This window comes from Chryseobacterium sp. B21-037, from assembly GCF_028570785.1.
Taxonomy (GTDB): Bacteria; Bacteroidota; Bacteroidia; order Flavobacteriales; family Weeksellaceae; genus Chryseobacterium; species Chryseobacterium proteolyticum.
Window position 1 is genome coordinate 1 of sequence record NZ_JALGCB010000002.1, and the last position, 20,891, is coordinate 20,891.

The 20,891-nt window shown below is 33.1% G+C and carries 16 protein-coding genes; 5 read left to right on the plus strand and 11 right to left on the minus strand.

Going from position 1 to position 20,891, the window contains the following annotated elements; all coding sequences use genetic code 11:
- Positions 1–565: 565 nt before the first annotated feature.
- On the minus strand, positions 566–1,651 hold the full coding sequence (locus MTQ00_RS22155) for a hypothetical protein (RefSeq protein WP_273647242.1): 1,086 nt from the start codon (positions 1,649–1,651) through the stop codon (positions 566–568).
- A 421-nt stretch (positions 1,652–2,072) separates the two neighbouring features.
- Positions 2,073–2,918, minus strand: a complete 846-nt coding sequence (locus MTQ00_RS22160; RefSeq protein WP_273647240.1) for an SMP-30/gluconolactonase/LRE family protein — start codon at positions 2,916–2,918, stop codon at positions 2,073–2,075.
- A 347-nt stretch (positions 2,919–3,265) separates the two neighbouring features.
- Here MTQ00_RS22160 and MTQ00_RS22165 point away from each other — a divergent pair, with 347 nt between their 5' ends.
- The 3 genes from MTQ00_RS22165 to MTQ00_RS22175 all read left to right on the plus strand — a co-directional run bounded on the left by MTQ00_RS22165 (position 3,266) and on the right by MTQ00_RS22175 (position 5,700).
- Positions 3,266–4,774, plus strand: a complete 1,509-nt coding sequence (locus tag MTQ00_RS22165) for a helix-turn-helix transcriptional regulator (RefSeq protein ID WP_273647239.1) — start codon at positions 3,266–3,268, stop codon at positions 4,772–4,774.
- Positions 4,775–4,910: 136 nt separating this feature from the next.
- Positions 4,911–5,360 carry a helix-turn-helix domain-containing protein gene (locus MTQ00_RS22170; protein WP_273647238.1) on the plus strand — a complete coding sequence of 150 codons (450 nt, stop codon included), beginning with the start codon at positions 4,911–4,913 and terminating at the stop codon, positions 5,358–5,360.
- Positions 5,361–5,370: 10 nt separating this feature from the next.
- The gene (locus MTQ00_RS22175; protein ID WP_273647237.1) at positions 5,371–5,700 is read left to right on the plus strand and encodes a helix-turn-helix domain-containing protein; all 330 of its coding nucleotides are present in this window, start codon (positions 5,371–5,373) and stop codon (positions 5,698–5,700) included.
- A gap of 503 nt (positions 5,701–6,203) precedes the next feature.
- Here the strand turns inward: MTQ00_RS22175 and MTQ00_RS22180 are convergent.
- The 6 genes from MTQ00_RS22180 to MTQ00_RS22205 form a co-directional block, all read right to left on the minus strand.
- Entirely contained in the window at positions 6,204–7,427 is a 1,224-nt protein-coding gene (locus MTQ00_RS22180; RefSeq protein WP_273647236.1) for a hypothetical protein, read from the minus strand.
- Positions 7,428–7,904: 477 nt separating this feature from the next.
- Complete coding sequence (locus tag MTQ00_RS22185) at positions 7,905–9,458, minus strand: GMC family oxidoreductase (RefSeq protein WP_273651035.1); 1,554 nt, start codon at positions 9,456–9,458, stop codon at positions 7,905–7,907.
- A 544-nt stretch (positions 9,459–10,002) separates the two neighbouring features.
- Positions 10,003–10,509, minus strand: coding sequence for a hypothetical protein (locus MTQ00_RS22190; protein WP_273651034.1), 507 nt, complete (start codon positions 10,507–10,509; stop codon positions 10,003–10,005).
- Positions 10,510–10,611: 102 nt separating this feature from the next.
- Entirely contained in the window at positions 10,612–10,842 is a 231-nt protein-coding gene (locus MTQ00_RS22195; protein WP_273647230.1) for a hypothetical protein, read from the minus strand.
- A 57-nt stretch (positions 10,843–10,899) separates the two neighbouring features.
- Positions 10,900–12,234: a peroxiredoxin family protein gene (locus tag MTQ00_RS22200; RefSeq protein WP_273651033.1), complete on the minus strand. Its 1,335-nt coding sequence runs from the start codon at positions 12,232–12,234 to the stop codon at positions 10,900–10,902.
- A gap of 203 nt (positions 12,235–12,437) precedes the next feature.
- Positions 12,438–14,420, minus strand: coding sequence for an FISUMP domain-containing protein (locus MTQ00_RS22205; protein WP_273651086.1), 1,983 nt, complete (start codon positions 14,418–14,420; stop codon positions 12,438–12,440).
- A gap of 1,208 nt (positions 14,421–15,628) precedes the next feature.
- On the opposite strand from MTQ00_RS22205, the gene MTQ00_RS22210 reads away from it, so the two are divergent.
- Positions 15,629–16,234 carry a Crp/Fnr family transcriptional regulator gene (locus MTQ00_RS22210; protein ID WP_273647225.1) on the plus strand — a complete coding sequence of 202 codons (606 nt, stop codon included), beginning with the start codon at positions 15,629–15,631 and terminating at the stop codon, positions 16,232–16,234.
- A gap of 212 nt (positions 16,235–16,446) precedes the next feature.
- Here MTQ00_RS22210 and MTQ00_RS22215 read toward each other — a convergent pair whose 3' ends face one another.
- The 3 genes from MTQ00_RS22215 to MTQ00_RS22225 form a co-directional block, all read right to left on the minus strand.
- Positions 16,447–16,965, minus strand: a complete 519-nt coding sequence (locus MTQ00_RS22215; RefSeq protein ID WP_337249984.1) for an NADPH-dependent FMN reductase — start codon at positions 16,963–16,965, stop codon at positions 16,447–16,449.
- Between the two features lie 142 nt (positions 16,966–17,107).
- Complete coding sequence (locus MTQ00_RS22220; RefSeq protein ID WP_273651031.1) at positions 17,108–18,088, minus strand: alpha/beta hydrolase; 981 nt, start codon at positions 18,086–18,088, stop codon at positions 17,108–17,110.
- A 214-nt stretch (positions 18,089–18,302) separates the two neighbouring features.
- Complete coding sequence (locus MTQ00_RS22225) at positions 18,303–19,973, minus strand: GMC family oxidoreductase (RefSeq protein WP_273651030.1); 1,671 nt, start codon at positions 19,971–19,973, stop codon at positions 18,303–18,305.
- Between the two features lie 158 nt (positions 19,974–20,131).
- Between MTQ00_RS22225 and MTQ00_RS22230 the strand changes: the two genes are divergently transcribed.
- Entirely contained in the window at positions 20,132–20,704 is a 573-nt protein-coding gene (locus MTQ00_RS22230; RefSeq protein ID WP_273651029.1) for a Crp/Fnr family transcriptional regulator, read from the plus strand.
- The last annotated feature ends 187 nt before the right edge of the window (positions 20,705–20,891 follow it).

Sequence of the window (20,891 nt, forward strand, 5' to 3'; positions counted from 1 at the left end):
TTTAGATATTGACGCAAATTAGTTAGATCCTTGATAATATTAAGTCATCAATATAGCCAGTACAAAATAATGCATAAAACTTATTAACTAAGGATTATTGGCCTAGATATGGTACAACAGAGAAAGTATTATCAACATACCACTTACCGGTTACACTTTTGTGATTGTTCCACGGTGTTGAGCATAGTTATGGTCCCTTATTACCATTTGATAAGTTACACCATTATATGTAATCAATTACATTGATTGTAATATCTGGAATGCTATTTAAAACTTTAAATTTACCATGCTTAATCCATAGTAGTAAAAAATAAATAGAATTATCCTTACTTTAGTAAGCTTTCAAGCAAGCTTTTATCATTGAACGCGCTATTAATTTTTACGATGCATTTTCTATCTTTCGCTTTGAGAAACATGACCATTTACTATATCCTTCGTTATAATAAAAGTTTCCTTTTCTCTATTTAGTAATATCTACACCCGCCCATCCTTTGTCAGACAAGCATATTAAAACACATAATCAATAGTGATTCAACTATTTAAAATTCTTCTGACTATCATACAACTAATTTCTAAAAAACCTCATAAACATGTAGTCTCCTACTGCTCCTACTTCAGAAGCATAAAACATTCGGGTAGAAAGATTATAGGATTTAACCGTTGTACCATCAGCAGGGGATGGATCATAGGTGTCTAACTGCATGATTGTTCCCTCAGAGTTTTGAGATCCATAACTATAGGTTTCTACCCAAACATTGGGTTGTAATGTATATGGACCATCATAAGTTGTACTAGAATTACTAGTATGTCCCCAAACGGCAAAATAATAAGCATAAATTGGATGGCTACCTATATTCCTGAAGGAAATCGTTCCAGCAGTATTTGTTCCATTATATCTAACTTGAAGATTTCCTAATTGTATAACAGAATTTGTAGCTGTACTTGCATTAATAAAGCCCTGATAATTTACACTTGATCCACTTTGAGTGCCAGTTGTTTGATTGGTTTTATACCATTTTGTACCATCGTTATAGTATATTCCAGGAGTTACATCATTAGGAGATACTCCGGCAGAAGCTGTATTGTATACTAACATTCCTGCAGTATGTGAAGATAAAGGAGCACTGGCATTCGTACCTGTAAGAGCAATTCGAGGCATTAAAAACCCTTTATTTGGTGCAGATGTGTCAAGGATAGCATCATTGTTGGGAGCTGTGGTTCCAATTCCCACGTTTCCGGGACCACTAAATCTTAAAGTATTGCCTCCTAAATCTACATTTCTATTACCTGTAAGGCTTCCGTCGGTTGTATAAATATTAGCACCCGATGATCCGCCACCGCCGGCAAACTTTTGCCATGTACTGCCTTCAAAATAATAATAACCTGTTGTATTGATATTAACCGCTTGCCCTGTTGCCGTTCCTGTAGAAGCATCATTTACATAAATAAACGTTCCATTTTGAACTCCCACCATAGTCGAAGCTTTTAATCGGTCAACCCTAGGAGCAATAATTCCATCAACACTTGTTGTAGATGTATTTTTAGCAACGACATCTAAGGTAGCCCCTGGTGATGTTGTATTAACACCAACTTGTGCATTTAAAAATGAAATCCCTCCAAGGATTCCAAATAAAAAGGTCTTGTTTTTCATTTGAATAGTTTTAAGTTAATATTTTCTCAAATAATGTAATTTGGATTTGTTAAGCTACTAGGTAATATTAAAAAGCATATTTTATTAGGAAAACAGGCGAAGGAGGAGTATAATTTTGTGTTTTTAGAATCATTTTCTTGGATTCGCCCGTTCCCTAATTAAGCATTCATCAATATAATTATTTAGAATATTGTAACTCAACATTCAATGTCTGCTTATAATCCTTGCCAAAAGTAAAAACTATTAATTTAAATCTAAAAAATATAAGTATCACATTAATATCACTAATACAATTTTATTAAAATTTTTCATCATACATATAATAATCAAACCTTATTACATGTAGCAGTACAACTGAATTTAACCAATACATTAGAACTACAGATATCCATTAATGAATCAATACCAATATTTTAAGTATCTATAAATGAAGTACTTGTATAGTATTTTTATACATACAAGCAATAAGAATACGATTGTTTACTTTATCATAGGCAATATCAGCCATTCCATTTTCATTTTCCATCAAAACGCTTATAGATTTTTTATCGGAGCCCAATTTCAATATCCGGGAAGATTTCCAATCATTCGACCATGAAGAGACATAGATATTATCATTCTTGTCAATTATTATTCCATCTAAATTTGAGAAAGGTATTGCTATCTTATCTTCTATTTTTCTACTCTTGGGATCTAAAATATATATTGCATTATTAGTTTCATTAGTTGTACATATATAAAGAAGTTTTGTTTTCAAATCATAAAAAAGACCATTAGGAGTTAAAATATTATTTTCTTTTAATAACGGATTAAAAGAACCGGAAACAATATTAACTTCATATACTTGATTAGCTCCTCTATCAGTCACATAAACCACCCCTCGTTCATCAACTTCAATATCATTCAACTGTATGGCACCTGGTATTGATATTGTTTTAATCAGTTTATAACTTTTTGCATCATATAATGCTACTTCATCAGACAATCCATTTTCTTTTGTATTATCTTGGTCAATAGCACATATAATATATTTTCCATAGCGTTTAATTCCCAAATATTGTCCTTTTCCTTCCTTTTTCACCTCAGTTGTTTTCTTTTTAGAATCAACAACAATAAAACCTCCAGAGCTTCCTCCAATATTGGATATATAATAAGTTTCTGTATTAGGATCAAAATCAACACTTTCCGGTTTGTTAAGAATTTGACCATAAGAATATTGAAATAATAAATGTAATGTTACCCATGTAACAGCTAAACGAAAACACATATCTTAATTTTTTTTACAAAAATCCACATTTATAAAAACATGTAAATTATCACATGAATATCTCTTTTCATTAAAGTATTTTAAACTTTCTCAAACTGTTTTCAAGAACATTTTAAAATATCCTATTACTCTCATAATTATTATTGTACATAAACAAGAATATTATTAATTTTATCATCATTGTACTGTTATTTGTAAATACGAGATATCACATATATATCACTTTTAACCAAACGTCATAAAGTATTTTTTGATATTTCTATTTTTGCTGGCCTAAATTCATACTGTTCGTATAACTTATTAGAAGGTATGATATATAGAACTAATTATCACTATAATTTGTACACATGAAAAAAATTCCATATTGTTTTTTGCTATTATGCATTTTTGTAAATCTTCATAGCCAAGAAATTGATCCCCATTTAGTAACTCAGCGAGCTTCTACTAATGAAACAAAAGAAATTAAGCGTTTTTTAGCTCTATCTAAAAAGCAATACGAGGAAATGGATTTTAAAGCCAGCCAAAAAAGTGCCAATAAAGCCTTACTAAAAAGCCAAAAAATCCATTACTCTTATGGCATCGCATACAGCAATTTTTATATTGCCCAATCCCTTTTTGACATCGGGAAACCAAATATTGCTCTACAATATTTATTAGCGGCAGAAAAAGAAGAGTATTCCCAGGAGAGCCCAATATTAATGTCTGATATTTATATAAAAAGGAGTAATATATATAGCTCTCTAATGATGCCTGGAAAGGCAGTTGAGATACAAAAACAAGGTTTTAAATTTATAAACAAAATTAAAGATAAAAAAAGCATAGTTCTACAAGAAATTAAAGCATATAATAATTTGGTTTATTTATATCTTGCTGAAAATAATCAGGATTCTATTCGGTTTTACTTAGCAAAAACTAAACATAATATTAATATCATAGGTGAGTCCAGGGTGCCAACAGAAGAAATTACTACAAATTATAATTTAATTGGAATATCCCAACTTTCAAATAAACACTATGACTCAGTAGAATACTGCTTAAAGAAGTCTCTGAAAATTGCAAAAGCCAGAAAATTCAAAAGTACAAACTTCACTTATTTAATTTGGGGAGATATGAAAAAGGAAATGAATCAACCTGATTCAGCGTTATACTACTATACAACAGCATTAAAAAATACTCAAGAGCTACGGCTCACAAAGGCATATCCCTTTATTTATCATCGCATTGCTGATGTTTATCAATCAAAAGGAAATATGGAAAAATCCAATGAATTTAATGCTAAAATTATAGATTTTCAGGATAAATCTATAAAACAGATTTCAAATAATCAGGAAGAGGCTGTTGAAAATTTAATTACCGATGAAAAAACGAAATCAAAAACCCATATAACTCAATATCTCATCTGGTTTGTATTATTAACTCTCATTATTTCGATCTTAATTTTTTATTATTTTACAGGACGACAACGTTTAATAAAAAACAAAATTAACATTCAAAATAGTATAATAGCAGAGAAAGAAGAAAAAAATTTATCACTAGAGCAGAAAATAAATGAAGCATTTGATGAAGTAATAAGGCTAGCCAAAGAAAATAGCACGGAGTTTATCAAACGATTTGATGAAGTATACCCAACAGTTATTCCTACTCTACTAAAAATAGATCCCAAACTTCAGACCCGGGAGCTTACATTTTGTGGATACCTATACTTAAATTTTTCAACTAAAGAAATTGCGCAGTACACTTTTGTCACTCCTAGAGCTGTTCAGCTTAGGAAAAACAGACTCCGTAAGAAGCTTAATATTCCTTCTGATCAGGATATTTATTTATGGATGAAAAACAAGGCAATGGATCATAATTAAACAACATTATAAATAATATATTGGTTTACAAATCATTAATTTAAAACAGAGAAAGGTATGTGATATCTATTAATTTGTAAAATTTGATTCCCTACCCTATGTTTGCTAGTATAAATAACCGTATATCTAAACTGTTATGAATAACGTAAAAGATATCCACATTGGAACTCTCATTAAACAAATAGTATTGGAGGATAAAATTAAAATATCCCGTATATGCACTTTCTTAAATGCTACGGAAGCGGAAATTAATGATATGTACAACTCTGAAAGCCTTGATTCAACAATATTATTAAGATGGTCAAAGCTTTTGGAATATGATCTCTTCAGAATCTTCTCACAACATTTGATTTTATATTCCCCACCGTCGAAAAGAGAACGAGAAAATGTTAAAAAAAAATCTACCGTTCCTCAATTTAGAAAAAATATTTATACCAAAGAACTCATAGATTACATTATCGAAATTGTGATAAAAGGAGAGATGTCCAGAAAAGAAGTAGTTCAAGAGTATGGAATTCCAAAAACAACTCTATATAGGTGGCTGGTAAAATACAGTCCCAAAATCAACGAACAATTTTCAAAATAAAGTTAAAAGTATGGAAGATAAAAAAACATCAATTAATTATGGTAAAATTTATTTGGATATTATTTCTAAAAAATTTCCCGAAAAAGCTACAGAATTTGAAGAGGCATTACAAAAGACAACTCTTACTGCATTAGACATCATTAAAATAAATCAAAAAATATACGGATTAACTAATCAGGAATCGAATACACAAAGTCAAAAATTTCGTTCATATGATCGTGCTTCAATAATAGAAATGTTAGATTATCAAAAAAATAACCTTTTGAATAATACACAAACCGCTAAACATTTCAGTATCAGTAGAAATACTATTACAAAATGGAAGAAAAAATATTATTAATACTGAATTAGTATATTTCCCAAGACCTATAAGCAATATTTTTTCTATAAGCTGCTTTGAACACTTTATGGAAAATAATATCCCCTCTCTTAACTTCTGGGCTACCCATAAAAATAAAAAGTAACAAGGGAAAATTTTCTCATTTTATAATAAATAAAATATACAAAACTCATTTTCTGCACTTAATAATTTCGAGATACAGAGATAATCTTATATTTTTCAATTTTCCTAATATTCTTAAAGCTAATCATAATCACTAAAAGTTTTACTTATTATCCAATGAATAATTTAGCCAAGTTGGGATAGGAAACATCTAAAATGATATAAAACCAGAAATGTTACATTTCTGGTTTTACTTTTCCCAATATTCATATTCATTAATAGAAAATAAAAATACTGGGAAATAGATTCCCAGTATCAAACACAAAACTATGAAAAAAAGAACTCATAGAACATTTAATAATGATCACAAGTAATAAAAAAAACCTATAACGTAGGGCTATCTATCCCCCTATTCTATCTGGACATGCTTGTGTATTTATACACCGCCAAGCGAATGTTGCTCCTTCATCAATTGAAGTATAAATTTTCAAACAATTGTCTGTCATATCATATACTATCATTCCCTCTACAAAATCTGAAGGAGGAATTCCGACCGGATTTCCCAAGCTATTAAATTGCACCCTATTTACTACCAATCCTTTAAATTTAGATTCCAATACCAGCCAAGCCCCTTTTCTTGTCAAAGGCCAATGGTCAGAACCAACAACATCTTTTCCTTTATTCAGAGAGGATATCCCCATTTTACTATCCAAAGATTTTTTAGAAACTTCTGTAATTCCAGGTTTATAACAAAGACAGTCTGTTGTTATCACCTTAGCAGTAGGAGAGTTTTTGCTACCCTCACTGCTAGTAACAGTTGCATAATAATAATCTGTTTTAGAAGAAGAGGAAGCAGGAGGAATAAAAGTATTTGTATTCGCTCCATTAATAATAGTCCCTCCCATATTACTGTCTACAGAATTCTTAAACCACTGGTAAGATAAAACTTCAGAATCCGAAGATAATACGGAAACCGTAATAGGTGTCGGAACAGTATTTTTACATACTGTTTGAGTACTGGGATGAATAGACGAAATTTTTAAAGCAGATACAATACTGGCAGTACAAATTGATAATAACGAACCTCCATCTCCTCCCAATCCGCTAACTGTTAATTGAGTATAAGCTGTAGGAGCATGTATTTCGAATAGGCCTCCGCCTCCGCCATGTTGTGCCCCACTCCCCGAAAATATCGCGTTATCTATAATGGTCGAATAACAACTGTTATCAGAAAAAATTGATACAGCCCCCCCATTAGAATTAAAAACAAAATCTTGATTATTAACTTCTCCCGTAGCTCCCAAAATAAAAATCAAATTATTAACGGGTTCATCAAACAAAAATGTAACCGCCCATTCAGTTCCTTCACTTGGTCCCAAAGGAGCAGTACGACCAACCCAAAGAGATTTTTCACTCAATCTCCCCCCACATGTTGGATAGCTGTCGTTAAAGCTGACCACATTTCCTGTTGAAACAGTTGTAACCTTAATCTCATTAACTATAACTTCACCGTTTACTGGTATATTTAAAGTCGGGCCCGGGCAATTAATCGTTTGTGCATGCAATCCCTTCAAGGTCACTAAAAAAATGAATAAAATGAGCCCTAGAAATCTATCTTTCCGCATTGTTAATTTCCTTTAAATTTTATGTATTAGAAACAGATATTACCCTTAATTGCTATTGATGCACTTACATACTTAAGTACATCTAATAATAAAAATTAAAGCAACATCATACTTAGTGAAGAGTAACTCCGGATTTAAGTAAATACACTTATATTAATAAATCTTCTTTTGTAAAACAAAGGTAAATCATCCAACTGATAATAATCTTAAGAAATATTATTCACTTTCTATTGAATTTAATGTTTTTTTGTATAAAAAAGCTCCAAGTAAAAGGAAGATTTTTCACCATTTATCTTTGTTCTATATACTTTCTAATATAAAATCTATACATATACGAAAGTATTTATCATATATATTATATTTTAAGAATTTTATCATATGTGAATTATTTACTTTTATGATATCTTATATAAAAGGCCTGGATTATTTTAATCCAGGCCTTTAAAAACTAATCAAATATTCAATATTAAAATAACACTATATTTCCGAATTTAGTATAAAGTCAGCAGCACGGTCTCCGATCATAATGCAAGCTGCGTTTGTATTACCTGTGTTTATCATTGGCATGATAGAGCCATCAGCTACTCTAAGATTCTTAACACCATATACCTTTAACCGTGGGTCGACAACTGCCATTTTGTCTACACCCATTTTAGCTGTACCCACTTGGTGGTGATCACTGACAGCATGGGCCTTAATAAAGTTTTCAAGATCTTCAATACTATCAACTTCAGCTCCTGGAGAAAATTCCTTTTTAATAAGCGACCCCATTTGCTTTCCAGTAACTAATTTACGAAGAAAAAGCGTTTGCAGTACAAGTGCATTCAAATCATCCGGATCTTCTAAAAATCTCGGATCAATAATAGGTTTATCATTGGGGTTGTTTGATTTTAGTTTAATTATCCCTCTACTTTGTGGGTGTAATAATGTTGAAACAATTGTAAAACCATTTTCAGGTGATTTTTCCATGGGATATGGAAATGTTATAAGAATTGGTTGCATGTCCGGTACCTTCATATCTGGTTTTGTTTTCCAAAAAAATGTTCCTTCCAAACCTTGGGCTTTAGACAGAGGAATATTTTCATGTGTCTCCCATACATGCGGAACATTAATATGGTCTTGTAAATTCTGTCCCACACCTGGTAAATGTACTTTAGAACTAATACCTACTTCTTTAAGATGCTCCTGATCTCCTATTCCTGACAGCATTAATATCTTTGGAGTATTAATTGAACCTGCACTTAATATAATATCATCTTTCGCATAAGCTTGTTCTTCATCTTCGGAAGAATCAATGGTATATGCTACACCAACTGCTGTTTCGCCAGAAAATACTACCCGAGTAACATTGGCATTAACCAAAACAGTAAGATTAGGATGATTTTTTAAAGGCTCCAGGAAAGCAACCCAACTACTCATCCTTTTGTTATCTTTAAGGGTTAACCATGTATGATAGGCCCCAAACATCTCATTACCATCATTATAATTTGGGTTATAAGGAATTCCCAAATCAACAGCATCGGCAATGAACGCCTTTGTAATATCGGTCGGTTGGGGATTTAAAGTTATAGGCAAATCACCCTTAGTTCCCAATTCATCCTTATTAATAGCATCCTCTTCAGGAATAAATTGCTCGAATCTTTTAAAATTATTTTTTACTGATTCATAATCCCAACCATGGTTTCCCAAATAGGCCCAGGTATCAAAATCTTGTTTTGCACCTCTTACATAGATCATTCCATTAAATGAACTGCTCCCTCCCAAAGTTTTTCCCCTGGGAAAGGGTAACCTACGATTATTAGCAAATTTTTGAGGCTCTGTCTCAAAGGCCCAATCAACATCCGAATTCCATAATGCTATAGATCCCATTGGATCATGTATTTCGGGTTTATTATCAATAGGCCCAGCCTCAATAAGCAAAACTTTTTTACCCGCGTCAAGTAATCTCCTTGTTAAAATACATCCGGCTGACCCTGCACCTATTACAATATGATCATATTTCTGACCTATAGTATTTTCTTGTTTTCCCATATAATTAATTATATTTTATAAATATGTTAGTATCTCTTATTAAGTAATTTAACATCCAAGGTTTAGTTAAACTAAAAATCTTGTCTTCCAACTATAATAGCATTTCTGCTCACTTTAAAATGTTGAGATAATTGTTGGGTATAAGTCTATATTTTTTTTCTTAAAAATTCAAGAACAGCTCTCTATCATAAAAATCCAAATTCTATCACTCCGAATTATCAAGCTGTAAATTAGATGACACGGTTAAAAATAAATACTTACGGGAATCAATCACTCATTTATCCAAAGCACTGAAATAGAATAGCTTGTATTACAAAATTAGCTTATAGCATCAATAATTAACTTAAGAAATATTAAGAGAATGATAAATCTAAAAACTTTATAAGCTTAAATAAAATAAAGAAGTCCATCTTTTTAAAAAAGATAGACTTCTGTTTTGAAAGAATAGGTAAAGAATAAAGAATGATCATGACAACTTACCTCCTATGATTAATAGCTATAACTGTAGCTATAACGCCATATCTTTTATGGTTTTTTTATGGTTTTATGGCTTCCAAAAAGACCATACACTCCCATTATAAACGGCTAACTGACGAGCTACTGTATCATACACCATCATTCCGGCAGAAGGATTGATGATATTTAAATGGGGACTAGCCACCTTAGGGAGAATCATGGCCTTATCACTGTCCTCAAGGACCAGAATACCCATAACAGCGCTTTGCTTACCAATACCCACCTTACCGTCTGCATTTTCTTCCCTATCCTTTTGATCGCTTAAATCTACAACTCCTCCCGGATCAACACTCAAATCATGCCATACACCACTACTTAATAATTTTACCTTTTTGTCTGTTGTATCAAATATAAAAGTCCCATTTTCGGTGATACCTGTCTTATCTTCTACATAAGGCAGGATAAGACCCCGGTTTTCTGCATCAGAGAACTCCAGAGAAACAGACTCATTAGTAAGCTCAGACTTTCCTATTGCTATTTGTCCATTATACAAACTTCCAATAAACAACATACTGATTAATAGTACTCTTTTCATTTTTATGGATTTTAGTTTATTTATTATAGGTTATCTTGTGTTCATCGATCCCGCTCTATTAATTATAATTCCAAGGGGATTATCCAGATCTTCCACTTTTTGTTACTCACAATAATATTCGCTCACCACTCCATTATGAAAATACAAATAAAGCCTCCTTTTATACATCCCCCACAAGTATTTTTTAGTAACATACATCCACTCATTACCCTTTTCTGCATCTGGAACTTTGGACATAAAACAAACTATTTCTTTAGGGCTTTTTCCTAATAAATGTTCTTCTATGAAAGCTTCATCAATACTCATTGAAAATATTTTATCTTTTGTTATCAATACTTCTATTTTTTTATTTTTTCCTATGAAAGCAAAACTTTCTATTTTACGATCTTATCATAACCTTCCCATAATATCCGTTAGGGAAGCCCTTCTTTCTATTATTTTACCCTCACCATCAATTAGAAAAACAGTAGGGGTACCCGATATACCGTAATTTCTAAAATTAACCCCTTCAAAACCTTTATAATCACAATATTTATCCTCCCAGGGTAATTCCTTGCCCTTTTCTTTAAATAACGATTCTGCCTGATCACCGGAGACAGAGATTATATGAACCCCTCTTGATTTTAGCATATCATATTTCCCACTAAGATCTTTTAAAAGATCTTCACAGGGACCACAATCTGATCGGTAAAAAAGTAATAGTGTTTTATCATAACCCTTTCCTGAAAAGGAACTACTTTTAAGAACTTTATATCCCGAAGCACGAAGATCAAGATCTGGAGCCTGCATTCCTACTGCTGCAGATACAAAAACAGATAAGGGGCCTTCGAAAGAACTTATCTTGCCGCAAGCCCTGATGATGGGCGTAATAGCACTGATAAAATCATCTCTCCCGTTACGGGTGAACGCCACGGCCAGTCTTTCTGCAAAATCCCTATACTCCGCAGGATTTTTGATTCGGGAGCTTACGGTTTCTACATCTTTGGCAAAGGACTTAGGATCCTCCAATACTAAGGCATGAATATCTGCCCAGGAAGCGATCACCTCCGTCCAGTGCCCGGAAGTATACAGGGCGTCCCAATCGAGATCCCTGGTAATATAATCACTGATGTTTTTTGCCTTTTCTTCCTCCGCTTCAAAAAGACCAGTTCCTATACCCTGGGTAATATTAATGATATTGATAAGGCCTGATGCATAACTCTTGTTTTTCTTTAGCTCTCCCTGATAATCCCCATAAGCCTGAACTTGAGTTTGAGCCTCTTTTTCAAAAATCAAATAGTTTTTATCCGTCTTTGAAAAAGATTTCGTGGCCTGGAGCATGGCTCCATATCTGGCGAAGATCGCCTGCTCTTTTTTATAAAGACTATTAAGCTCAGGGATTTCCGTATTATTGGTGTAGATAATGTTCTTATCCGTGGGCTTTTCTTCACTGCAGCTTACCGAGAAGCTGTGCCCCGGGATCAGCAGATCAAGTCCGCCCCCTTCTTTACTCCCGGTGATAAGCCAACGACTCATACCCCGATAGGGAGCATACTCCTTGGGAATATGTAAAATAAACTTCCCGTTTTCAGGAATTGTCCCTTGGAACACTGTTTTGGCCTCACTCCCCTGAAAGAGCACAAAATCGTAGCTCTTGCCTTTAAAATAAGGAAAATCCATTGCAATATCCTGCCCTTTGGATACCAAAAAGAAAAACCCTAAAATTAATACTATTATTTTTTTCATAGATAAAAATTATGATCTGTAAATTTTGATAAACTACATCTATAACACGGACTATTCTTAAAAATACACGATAAACAAAGCTCAACTATAAGTTAAGTATGGTAAGAAAAATCCAGTTTATCCCTAAACCGGGACATTAAATAGTAAAAAAACCCTTAGTGGCAAAAGCCACCAAGGGTTTGCTTAATATGAAAAATGAAAACCTATTCCTGAATACAACGAACACTGTACCCGTTTGTACGGTTTGTGATGACATTCACCCCGGTGCTACCAAAGTTCAAGTTGTAGGCGTAGGCACTTGCGTACTGCGTACTGCTCCAATAGTACCCGTTGTTGCCACGGCTGAACAGGGCTCCATTCACGTTGTTACGGCTGCCGGCGGCTGGCAGAAATAATGTATTTCCAAACTTGCCTCCACTGCTGTAATTCGTTGGGCTATTTGTCCAGGTCCCTGTAGTAGTGAAGCTATTATTAGCAATCACCTTCTGCCATTGGTCATTTGTAGGAACCCTATATCCTACAGGACATGGATCCTGCGCAGTCTTCGTTGTATCAGACCAGCTGTTATTAGGAAGCGGAGAACTAATCCATCCTCCAATAGCACCACTATTAGCCTGATCATCCGCCTGGCTTATATAACGTCCTGCCTGGCCTGTCTTAGCTCCCCATTGGTATTTAGCTCCGTGAATAGAGGCCGAAGGTTGGAAGGGATCTGCATTCATATCAGCCCCTAAATTATGACACATAAACGCCTTAAAGACTCCCGGTGCTATAAATGCTCCACACGTTACAATATGGATGATGATATCGCCATCATAAATGCCATTGTGAGCAAAAGGAAGCGTTCCCAAAACCATAGTATTTCCAGGAAGAAGCTTTAAGGCATTAAAACTACCATCCCCATCTACCTCAATACTCACCGCAATACTTCCCGAACTACTAAACGTTCCCGCAGGATAAGAAACCCTAAACTTATTAGTGTCTCCTCCCTGGCCACTTCCTGAATTATTGGAAATCCATGCGCTCGTATAAGCGTCATAACTACCTTTCCCTCCAGTATAAGGGACTTGAATCGTAAGCTTATTAGATCCGTTATCTACAACTCCCTGGACATCTCCTGTTCCTCCCAAATTCACAGAAGCAACATACAGGTTTTGAGGAAGAGTAAAACGGGCAGTACCCTTACCTACTATTTGGCTACTCGTACAAGAAAGGGAAAGCTTTGTCCAGACACCCGTAAGGGTACCATTGGCTCCCGGAGTACCCGTAATAGGATAGCTTATAACAACTGTCTGCCCAGAAGTCAAAGTAACATTACTCCCACTTACTGATCCTCCTGAAAAAGTGGGAGTACCAACCGTTAGACCTGTAATACCACTTAAAACCAAATCTCCCGAAGAAAAATTGATCGTCGCAGAAGAAAAAGAATTATTCGTTACCGTTACTTTATAACTGGCTCCTGATAAGGCTGAGCCCGAAGTGTAGGTACCTGAAAAACCGGTACATTCGGAAGTTACCACGGTAGAAGATGTTGTAGAGCCTACACAGCTCCAGTTAGGTGCTCCAGGAGTTCCCAAATTCAGGGATAAACAACCCGTAGAACCCACTCCACAATCTGTACAATAAACAATCAAACCGGAAACTGGGGATACAATATTATCCCTTTGTACTTTGGTAACACGAGGAGGAGCAAAACCCTGCGTCGTACTGCTTACATCTAATATTGCTGAAGCATCCGCTACTGCAATTCCAACACCAACATTACCGCCTGTAAAACCAAGGTTCTTTCCTGACAAATCAACCTGACGATTACCCGAAAGAGATCCATCTGAATCATAAATATTATAATCAGAGACTCCTGCACTACCTCCCAAAACCTGCCAGGCAGTACCATCAAAGTAATAATAACCAGCAGTGGTAATATTTTGAGTTACAGCATCTGGGCTACTTACTCCAGAAGTGGCATAAATAAGAGTTCCCGCCTGATCCAAACCATAACGGGAATTGCCTGATTGAATCTGATCGCCTGTTAAACGAGGGGCAAGAAGACCCTCCGCGCTACTCCCATCACTGTTTTTGGCCATTACATCTAATGTAGCCTTGGGATTCGTATTATTGATGCCTACCTGACCGCTCAAAGCAATACAACAAAAGCATCCGAAAATTAGTAATAGTGTTTTTCTCATCTGTGATAATTTATTAAATTATAAGTTGCTATTATATAATAATAAGTGTATAGAAAAGACCTAACTTTTTTAGAATTAAGATTTTTCTATAGATGTAATTTTAAGCTTTTGTGACTATGATTATTATTATTTTAATGAATAATCGCATTAGAACTATCTAAGATCAAAATGAACTTGAAAAAATTACCCTTCCCATATTGATCAAAAAAAATATCCTTAGTCACTACTATGTAATATCTTTTGCAAAATTACTACGATACAGCTCAAATACTCTTAAGATTTCTTAAGAACAGAAATCATTAACAATTATAGTACAATTAAGAAAACCCATTATTTTTTCATAACAGAATAATGTAAAGTTAAATAAAATTCATATCAAATCACAAATTCAGGAAATAAATTTTATTCATTATTACAATTATTCCAAAATAAGTTCTTTGATAATGGTAATATGCCCTGAAAATATATGATAAAAAGCTTCAAAGTTCTACGAACAAAGTAAACTAGCTAAAGGTCGTCATTTATACATTCATTCCCATCATAGAAATCTTATGAAATCCAATAAGTGATATTAATGTGATACTAGTTTGCTTTTAAATAATACAAGTGATTTTTACTTTTGTCAAAATTATCCTTTTAGTTAGAATATACTATGCAAAGAAACCACAACTTAATACTTATGAATTTGCTCAAACTCATTAGATAGATAAGATTATTTTAAAAATAAGCCCAGTCTCAGAATGAATAATTAATAATTCCATCCTTAAAATATAATTTTCATTATATTAAATGATTATCTATTTTGCATTCATCTGCTGCCGATCATTTGCACTAACAAGCTAATTAATAACAATTTATAATTTCCCTAATTAGAAACAAATATTCTGAATAGATATTGCTACGCAAAAATTTTATATTGTTTTACCCATAGAGCTTAAATTTTCTTAAGATATCTTAAGGATAGTACATCATCTTTTTGTCTAAATTTAAATATCATAGGCAAATATGTATCATATAGCATATTAAATACTTTAAGCCTGATATAATTTATTTCTTATACAACTTATCTGACTATATAGGGATTATATTAGAAATTAAAATAACAGTACTCTATTAAATAGAATCTTGTTGATCAATCATTGAAAAGAGATATGATAAATTATTAGTCATAATAACCTAAGTACAGTATATATAATAAACAATAACAAATGGTATACAAATTATTTTTAAAGCATGTCGAAGAATATATCAAAGTAGATGATGAATTAAAAGTATCTCTTACTAAGCTTTTTGAATATAGGAAAATAAAAAGTAAAACTCATTTACAATTGGCTGGAGAACCTTGTAATTTTATATATTTTATTATTTCAGGATGTCTTAAATCATACTATACGGATAAAAATGGGAAAGATCATATTCTCTCATTTTTATCCCCAGGACTATGGGCCTCAGATCTGAATTCATTTATCAATGGATTACATTCAGATTACTCAATAATGTCAATTATGAAAACAGAAGTCTTACAAATATCAAGACCCTCATTTGAGAAACTATTGGCTAATCATATAATAATGGAAACTTTCTTCAGAAATATATTGCAAGGAGCACTCACAACGCAACAGACCAAACTGGTAAACATCCTTTCTTTAACATCCCAAGAACGATATGAAAATTTTCTTAAATTATACCCCTCAGTTATTCAACATGTTTCGTATAAAGATATTGCCTCATACCTAAATATGACACCGGAGCACTTAAGTTTTCTACGTAAAAAGATGCTTAACGACGAAAAAAACAGCTTTGCTAGCACTTGATCTAATATAATATTACTTTTTAATAATAATTATTGAAAAAATAAACCAATAATACAAAAGGCTATTAACCGTTTTTTGTATTATTGGTTATTTTCAATTTTAAAGTGATAAGTTATTTAAGAACAAGAATTCCCAGAATAGCAGGGGGCTTAAATAACTTTGTGAAAAGTAGCATCTCTCTATCTCTTCTTTTTGACACTTCCGATAGTAATCTAAATAGTACTGTAGCTTTTTTCAAACCATTTAATGTAAGAGTTCACTGCACTCCTTACAAAATCTTTTGTGCTGCCTTCAATCATAACTCCATTTACAGAAAACAGCGCATCACTATTTGTAATATAAACCTCTGGCTGTTGCATGGTTGGCATATTAAGAAATACAAGACTTTGTCTTAAATGATGATTAGCTCCAAAACCCGAAATATTCCCAGGAGAATGACTGAAAATTGCTGCCGGTTTCCCGTTCCAAATACTCTTTCCGAATGGTGTTGAGCCTATATCAATTGCATTTTTTAAAACACTGGGAACAGATCTATTGTATTCCGGGGTTACAAATATAACACCATTTACACTTTGCATATCTGCCCTAAATCTTTCAATAGCCCAAGGAATATTTTTGTCGGTATCAAAATCTTGATTGTACACGGGTAATCCTTCCAAATCAATAATTTTAAATTCATATCCCTCCTGCGGGACAAAGGATTTAATTGTTTTGGCTATTTTTTTGAAAATGAATCTCTATGCAAACTTCCTGCAAGAATTCCTATAACTTTTCCCATAATTTTTATTGCTGTTTTCCTTAATATTAATTGTACTCATATTTTAATAAAATCTACCAGATAGGAATAAATACAAATAGCCCAACTCATTTTTTTCACTTAAAAAGTATATTTTTAAGAGCTATTGCTACCTGTGTAACAGAATCCCTAACAGACTGAATATGTGAAAGATGTTCTAACTTACCATAATCGTGGATTAATCCCTTATAAACAGCAATTGTAGTTGCAACTCCTGCCTCGTCAAGCTTTCGACCATATTCTATTCCTTCGTCATAAAGTATATCATTCTCAGCAATCTGAATAAGCGCTGGAGGCAGTCCTTGCAACTCCTCAATAGACGCTTGATTTGGAGAAGCATACTTTTCCTTTCTTTTAATCAGGTCAGGAACATAATTATCCCACATCCACTTCATTGTTTCAGTCGTTAAAAACCTATCTTGTCCGTATTTTTTATATGACTCTCGAGAAAAATCAGAATCGGTGACAGGCCATAATAAAATCTGATACAGAATATTAGGCCCTTTTTTATCTTTCGCCATTAAAGCTACTGCTGCTGCTAAATTTCCTCCTGCACTATTTCCAACGACAGCCAATTTCTTCCCATCAACCCCAATTTTGTCTCCATGAAAAGAAATCCACTTTGTAGCAGCATATACTTGATTAAGAGCAATAGGATATGTTACTTCAGGAGACAAGGTATAATTTGGAAATACTGCTACAGCTCCACTTTCAACAACCAGATCCCTTACCAATTTTTTATGAGTTAAAAAATCCTCAAAAGTCCAACCGCCACCATGAAAAAACATAAATACGGGAAGTTGCCCTTCTGCCTTTTTTGGCTTTACAATATTAATATTTATAGATATCCCGTCTTGCTGAATATCCATATTGAAAACATCAATATCTGAGTAATCAAAGTTCATAGATGTACTACTTTTAATAAGCATATCTCTAGTATCTTCTATACTCATTTCATCATTTGTTTTGGGATTTTCACTATTCATCTTTATAAGAAAAGACCGAATATCCTTCAAAATATTTGAATCATTTTCAATAGGCCGGTTTATTTTATCCATAGGTTCGCTATACTTGAATTTATTAATGTAATTTTACTTCATCATAATCCTATACAAAAGTTCCATTAACTATTTCTTTCCAACCCTCCCTGAAAGTTCTGAGTTTCGAGAGTGTGATAAATTAGTGTCAAGAAAATTCATTTATAAGGATTTAATAAAAGCATCCACCTTATTAATCAGTAACCTCTAATCTTGCTCTTGTAACTTTGTTTAATTAAATTTTACCTTTAATTTTATCCGCTATCTTTTCTGCTACCATTATAACTTGAGGATTTAAGTTGATAAGAGGAATTTCAGGAAATATAGAAGCATCAACAACTCTTAGATTTTGTATACCATATAGACGTCCTTCAGCATCTACTACTGAATTCTCACCTCCTTCTTTACCCATTGGAACTGTTGAACAAGGATGCTGGAGTGTGGATACTCCACTTAATAGGGCTTTTCTAATCTGTTCATCACTTTGAACATCAGAGCCTGGGTAAATTTCGCTATGATAAAACTCCTTTAATGGACTAACTGTAACCATTTTACGGGCAATTTTAAAACATTCTATCATCCGTAACATATCTTCCTCTGATGTTAGGTGCCTAAAATCGATAATCGGCATATCAGCTGGATTTTTGCTCGCCAATTTAACTGATCCCTCTGACTGACAGTTCATGAGTTCCAATCCAAGAGTAAATATTGATTTTGTAGGGCTAGTAGAAGGGTCTACCAAATGTGATGGTGAGATAGCTATATCAAGCTCATTCTTTGAGGAAGCTCTAGTAGAATTAGTCCAGAGCTGCGATCCTACTACAGGATGTATTCTTGTATTTTTCTCCGGTACTGCCGCAAAATTCATCCAGTAAAAAGGATGGTCAAGTAAACGCTTTCCAACTGGGGCATCTAAAACGACATCAATATCCAACTCCTTTAGGTCCTTCGCTGGTCCAATACCAGATCGCATTAAAATTGCAGCACTACCGTAAGCTCCTGAAGATAGTATTACTTCTCTCCCAAAAATTCGCTTCCCATTTGCTAATAAAATACCCTTTGCTTTTCCTTTTTCTATTATTACTTTATCTATTAAGCTTTCGCTTAAAATATGGAGATTATTACGTTTTCTTACTTGATTATTAAGATAAGCAATCCCTACATTTACACGTACACCATTAATAACATTCATAGGAATAGGACCCGCTCCATTATTTTCATTCGGATCATTAAAGTCCATAACTTCATTATATCCCATAGCAACTGCAGTATCAACAACCGCACTTTGCACTGGCGTTATATAATGCTTTTCCATTTGATGAATAGGAAAAGGTCCTTTTCTCCCATGCCACTTATCTGATCCATGTTCTGTACTTTCCATTTTTTTATAATATGGTAGTACATCATCAAATTTCCAACCTTCAAGTCCCATTTTTGTCCAACGATCAAAATCAAATTTTAAAGCTCGAACTGCTACTGCACCATTGATATTAGAACTGCCTCCAACTCCTTTTCCTCTTGGTGCAATAATAACATTACCATATTCTTGTTCAGTACTTTTATAACCCCAATCATATCTCTTATCCAAATTTGCAGCAATTATATTGCTACTATAAATAAGTTCCGGATTACTTTCGGGATTAAAATCCAATCCTGCCTCTATTAACAAAATCTTCCACTTCTTTTCCTCTGATAAACGATTTGCTAATACAGCACCCGCTGACCCAGCTCCTGCAATAATAAAATCGTAAGGCTTATCCTCATCAAAATCACCTTCCTGATTATTATCATAATCCAAATCTACCCCAAAATTATCTAGAGTATTTTTCATAGCATTAGTTGTAATTCCTATTAAACCTGTAGCCATCGTTAATGCACCAATTTTAATAGCTTCTCTTCGTTCCATATGTATCTTTTTAAAACTTGAAACAAAATTATTTATCAATTACTAATTACTTCTTAATAATTCTTAAGAGATCAAATGACGGCTTATTACAATAAGTAGGCCTGCCTGATGGTATAAAATTTGTAATTGTACGAACGTATAATATAAAAATAATCATTATGCCTAACGATTTTTTTCTAAACTATGTAGGAAACTATATAGAAACAGATGAAGAACTTAAATTAGCACTTATCCAATCATTTGAATATCAGAAAATCGAAAAAAAAAACTATTTACAAATTCCTTGTGAAGTCTGTAATTATCAATATTTTATTATTTCTGGCTGTGTTAAAACTTATCATACTGATAAACATGGAAAAGATCACACAATAATATTTCTTCCCCCACAATGGTGGGCTTCAGATTTAAATTCCTTTTTTAACGGAACCGTTTCAGATTATTCAATAATGGCAATAGTAGATACTGAAGTGCTTCGAATATCAAAAAATTCATATGACAAACTTTTATCTCAACATCCAATAATGGAGACTTTCTTCAGAAAAATATATCAAGGGGCTTTAATTGCTCAACATAAAAAAGTTGTTGAAATGTTATCACTATCTGCACAAGAACGTTATGACAATTTTTTACAACAATTCCCTAACTTATCCGAGTACATTTCTTTTAAGGATATTGCTACTTATCTTAATATGACTCCCGAACATCTAAGCTACCTCCGTAAAAAAATGTAATTACTACTAGACAATTTCTTATAATTTAGAATTACTGAGCTAAATCAGACATGGAAAATATAGGTATTAGAAATCCCGTAAAAATAAATGCTACGAAATAATATGAAATATCTATTTGTTGCATTTATTTTTTAACCAAACAAGATAAGAGTTCCAATGCCCCTATCAACTGAAATTCTAACAAAAA

Coding starts and splice junctions, on each gene's coding strand:
- MTQ00_RS22155 (WP_273647242.1), bottom strand. CDS start 1,651: ATGAAAAACAAGACCTTTTTATTTGGAATCCTTGGAGGGATTTCATTT.
- MTQ00_RS22160 (WP_273647240.1), bottom strand. CDS start 2,918: ATGTGTTTTCGTTTAGCTGTTACATGGGTAACATTACATTTATTATTT.
- MTQ00_RS22165 (WP_273647239.1), top strand. CDS start 3,266: ATGAAAAAAATTCCATATTGTTTTTTGCTATTATGCATTTTTGTAAAT.
- MTQ00_RS22170 (WP_273647238.1), top strand. CDS start 4,911: ATGAATAACGTAAAAGATATCCACATTGGAACTCTCATTAAACAAATA.
- MTQ00_RS22175 (WP_273647237.1), top strand. CDS start 5,371: ATGGAAGATAAAAAAACATCAATTAATTATGGTAAAATTTATTTGGAT.
- MTQ00_RS22180 (WP_273647236.1), bottom strand. CDS start 7,427: ATGCGGAAAGATAGATTTCTAGGGCTCATTTTATTCATTTTTTTAGTG.
- MTQ00_RS22185 (WP_273651035.1), bottom strand. CDS start 9,458: ATGGGAAAACAAGAAAATACTATAGGTCAGAAATATGATCATATTGTA.
- MTQ00_RS22190 (WP_273651034.1), bottom strand. CDS start 10,509: ATGAAAAGAGTACTATTAATCAGTATGTTGTTTATTGGAAGTTTGTAT.
- MTQ00_RS22200 (WP_273651033.1), bottom strand. CDS start 12,234: ATGAAAAAAATAATAGTATTAATTTTAGGGTTTTTCTTTTTGGTATCC.
- MTQ00_RS22205 (WP_273651086.1), bottom strand. CDS start 14,420: ATGAGAAAAACACTATTACTAATTTTCGGATGCTTTTGTTGTATTGCT.
- MTQ00_RS22210 (WP_273647225.1), top strand. CDS start 15,629: ATGGTATACAAATTATTTTTAAAGCATGTCGAAGAATATATCAAAGTA.
- MTQ00_RS22220 (WP_273651031.1), bottom strand. CDS start 18,088: ATGGATAAAATAAACCGGCCTATTGAAAATGATTCAAATATTTTGAAG.
- MTQ00_RS22225 (WP_273651030.1), bottom strand. CDS start 19,973: ATGGAACGAAGAGAAGCTATTAAAATTGGTGCATTAACGATGGCTACA.
- MTQ00_RS22230 (WP_273651029.1), top strand. CDS start 20,132: ATGCCTAACGATTTTTTTCTAAACTATGTAGGAAACTATATAGAAACA.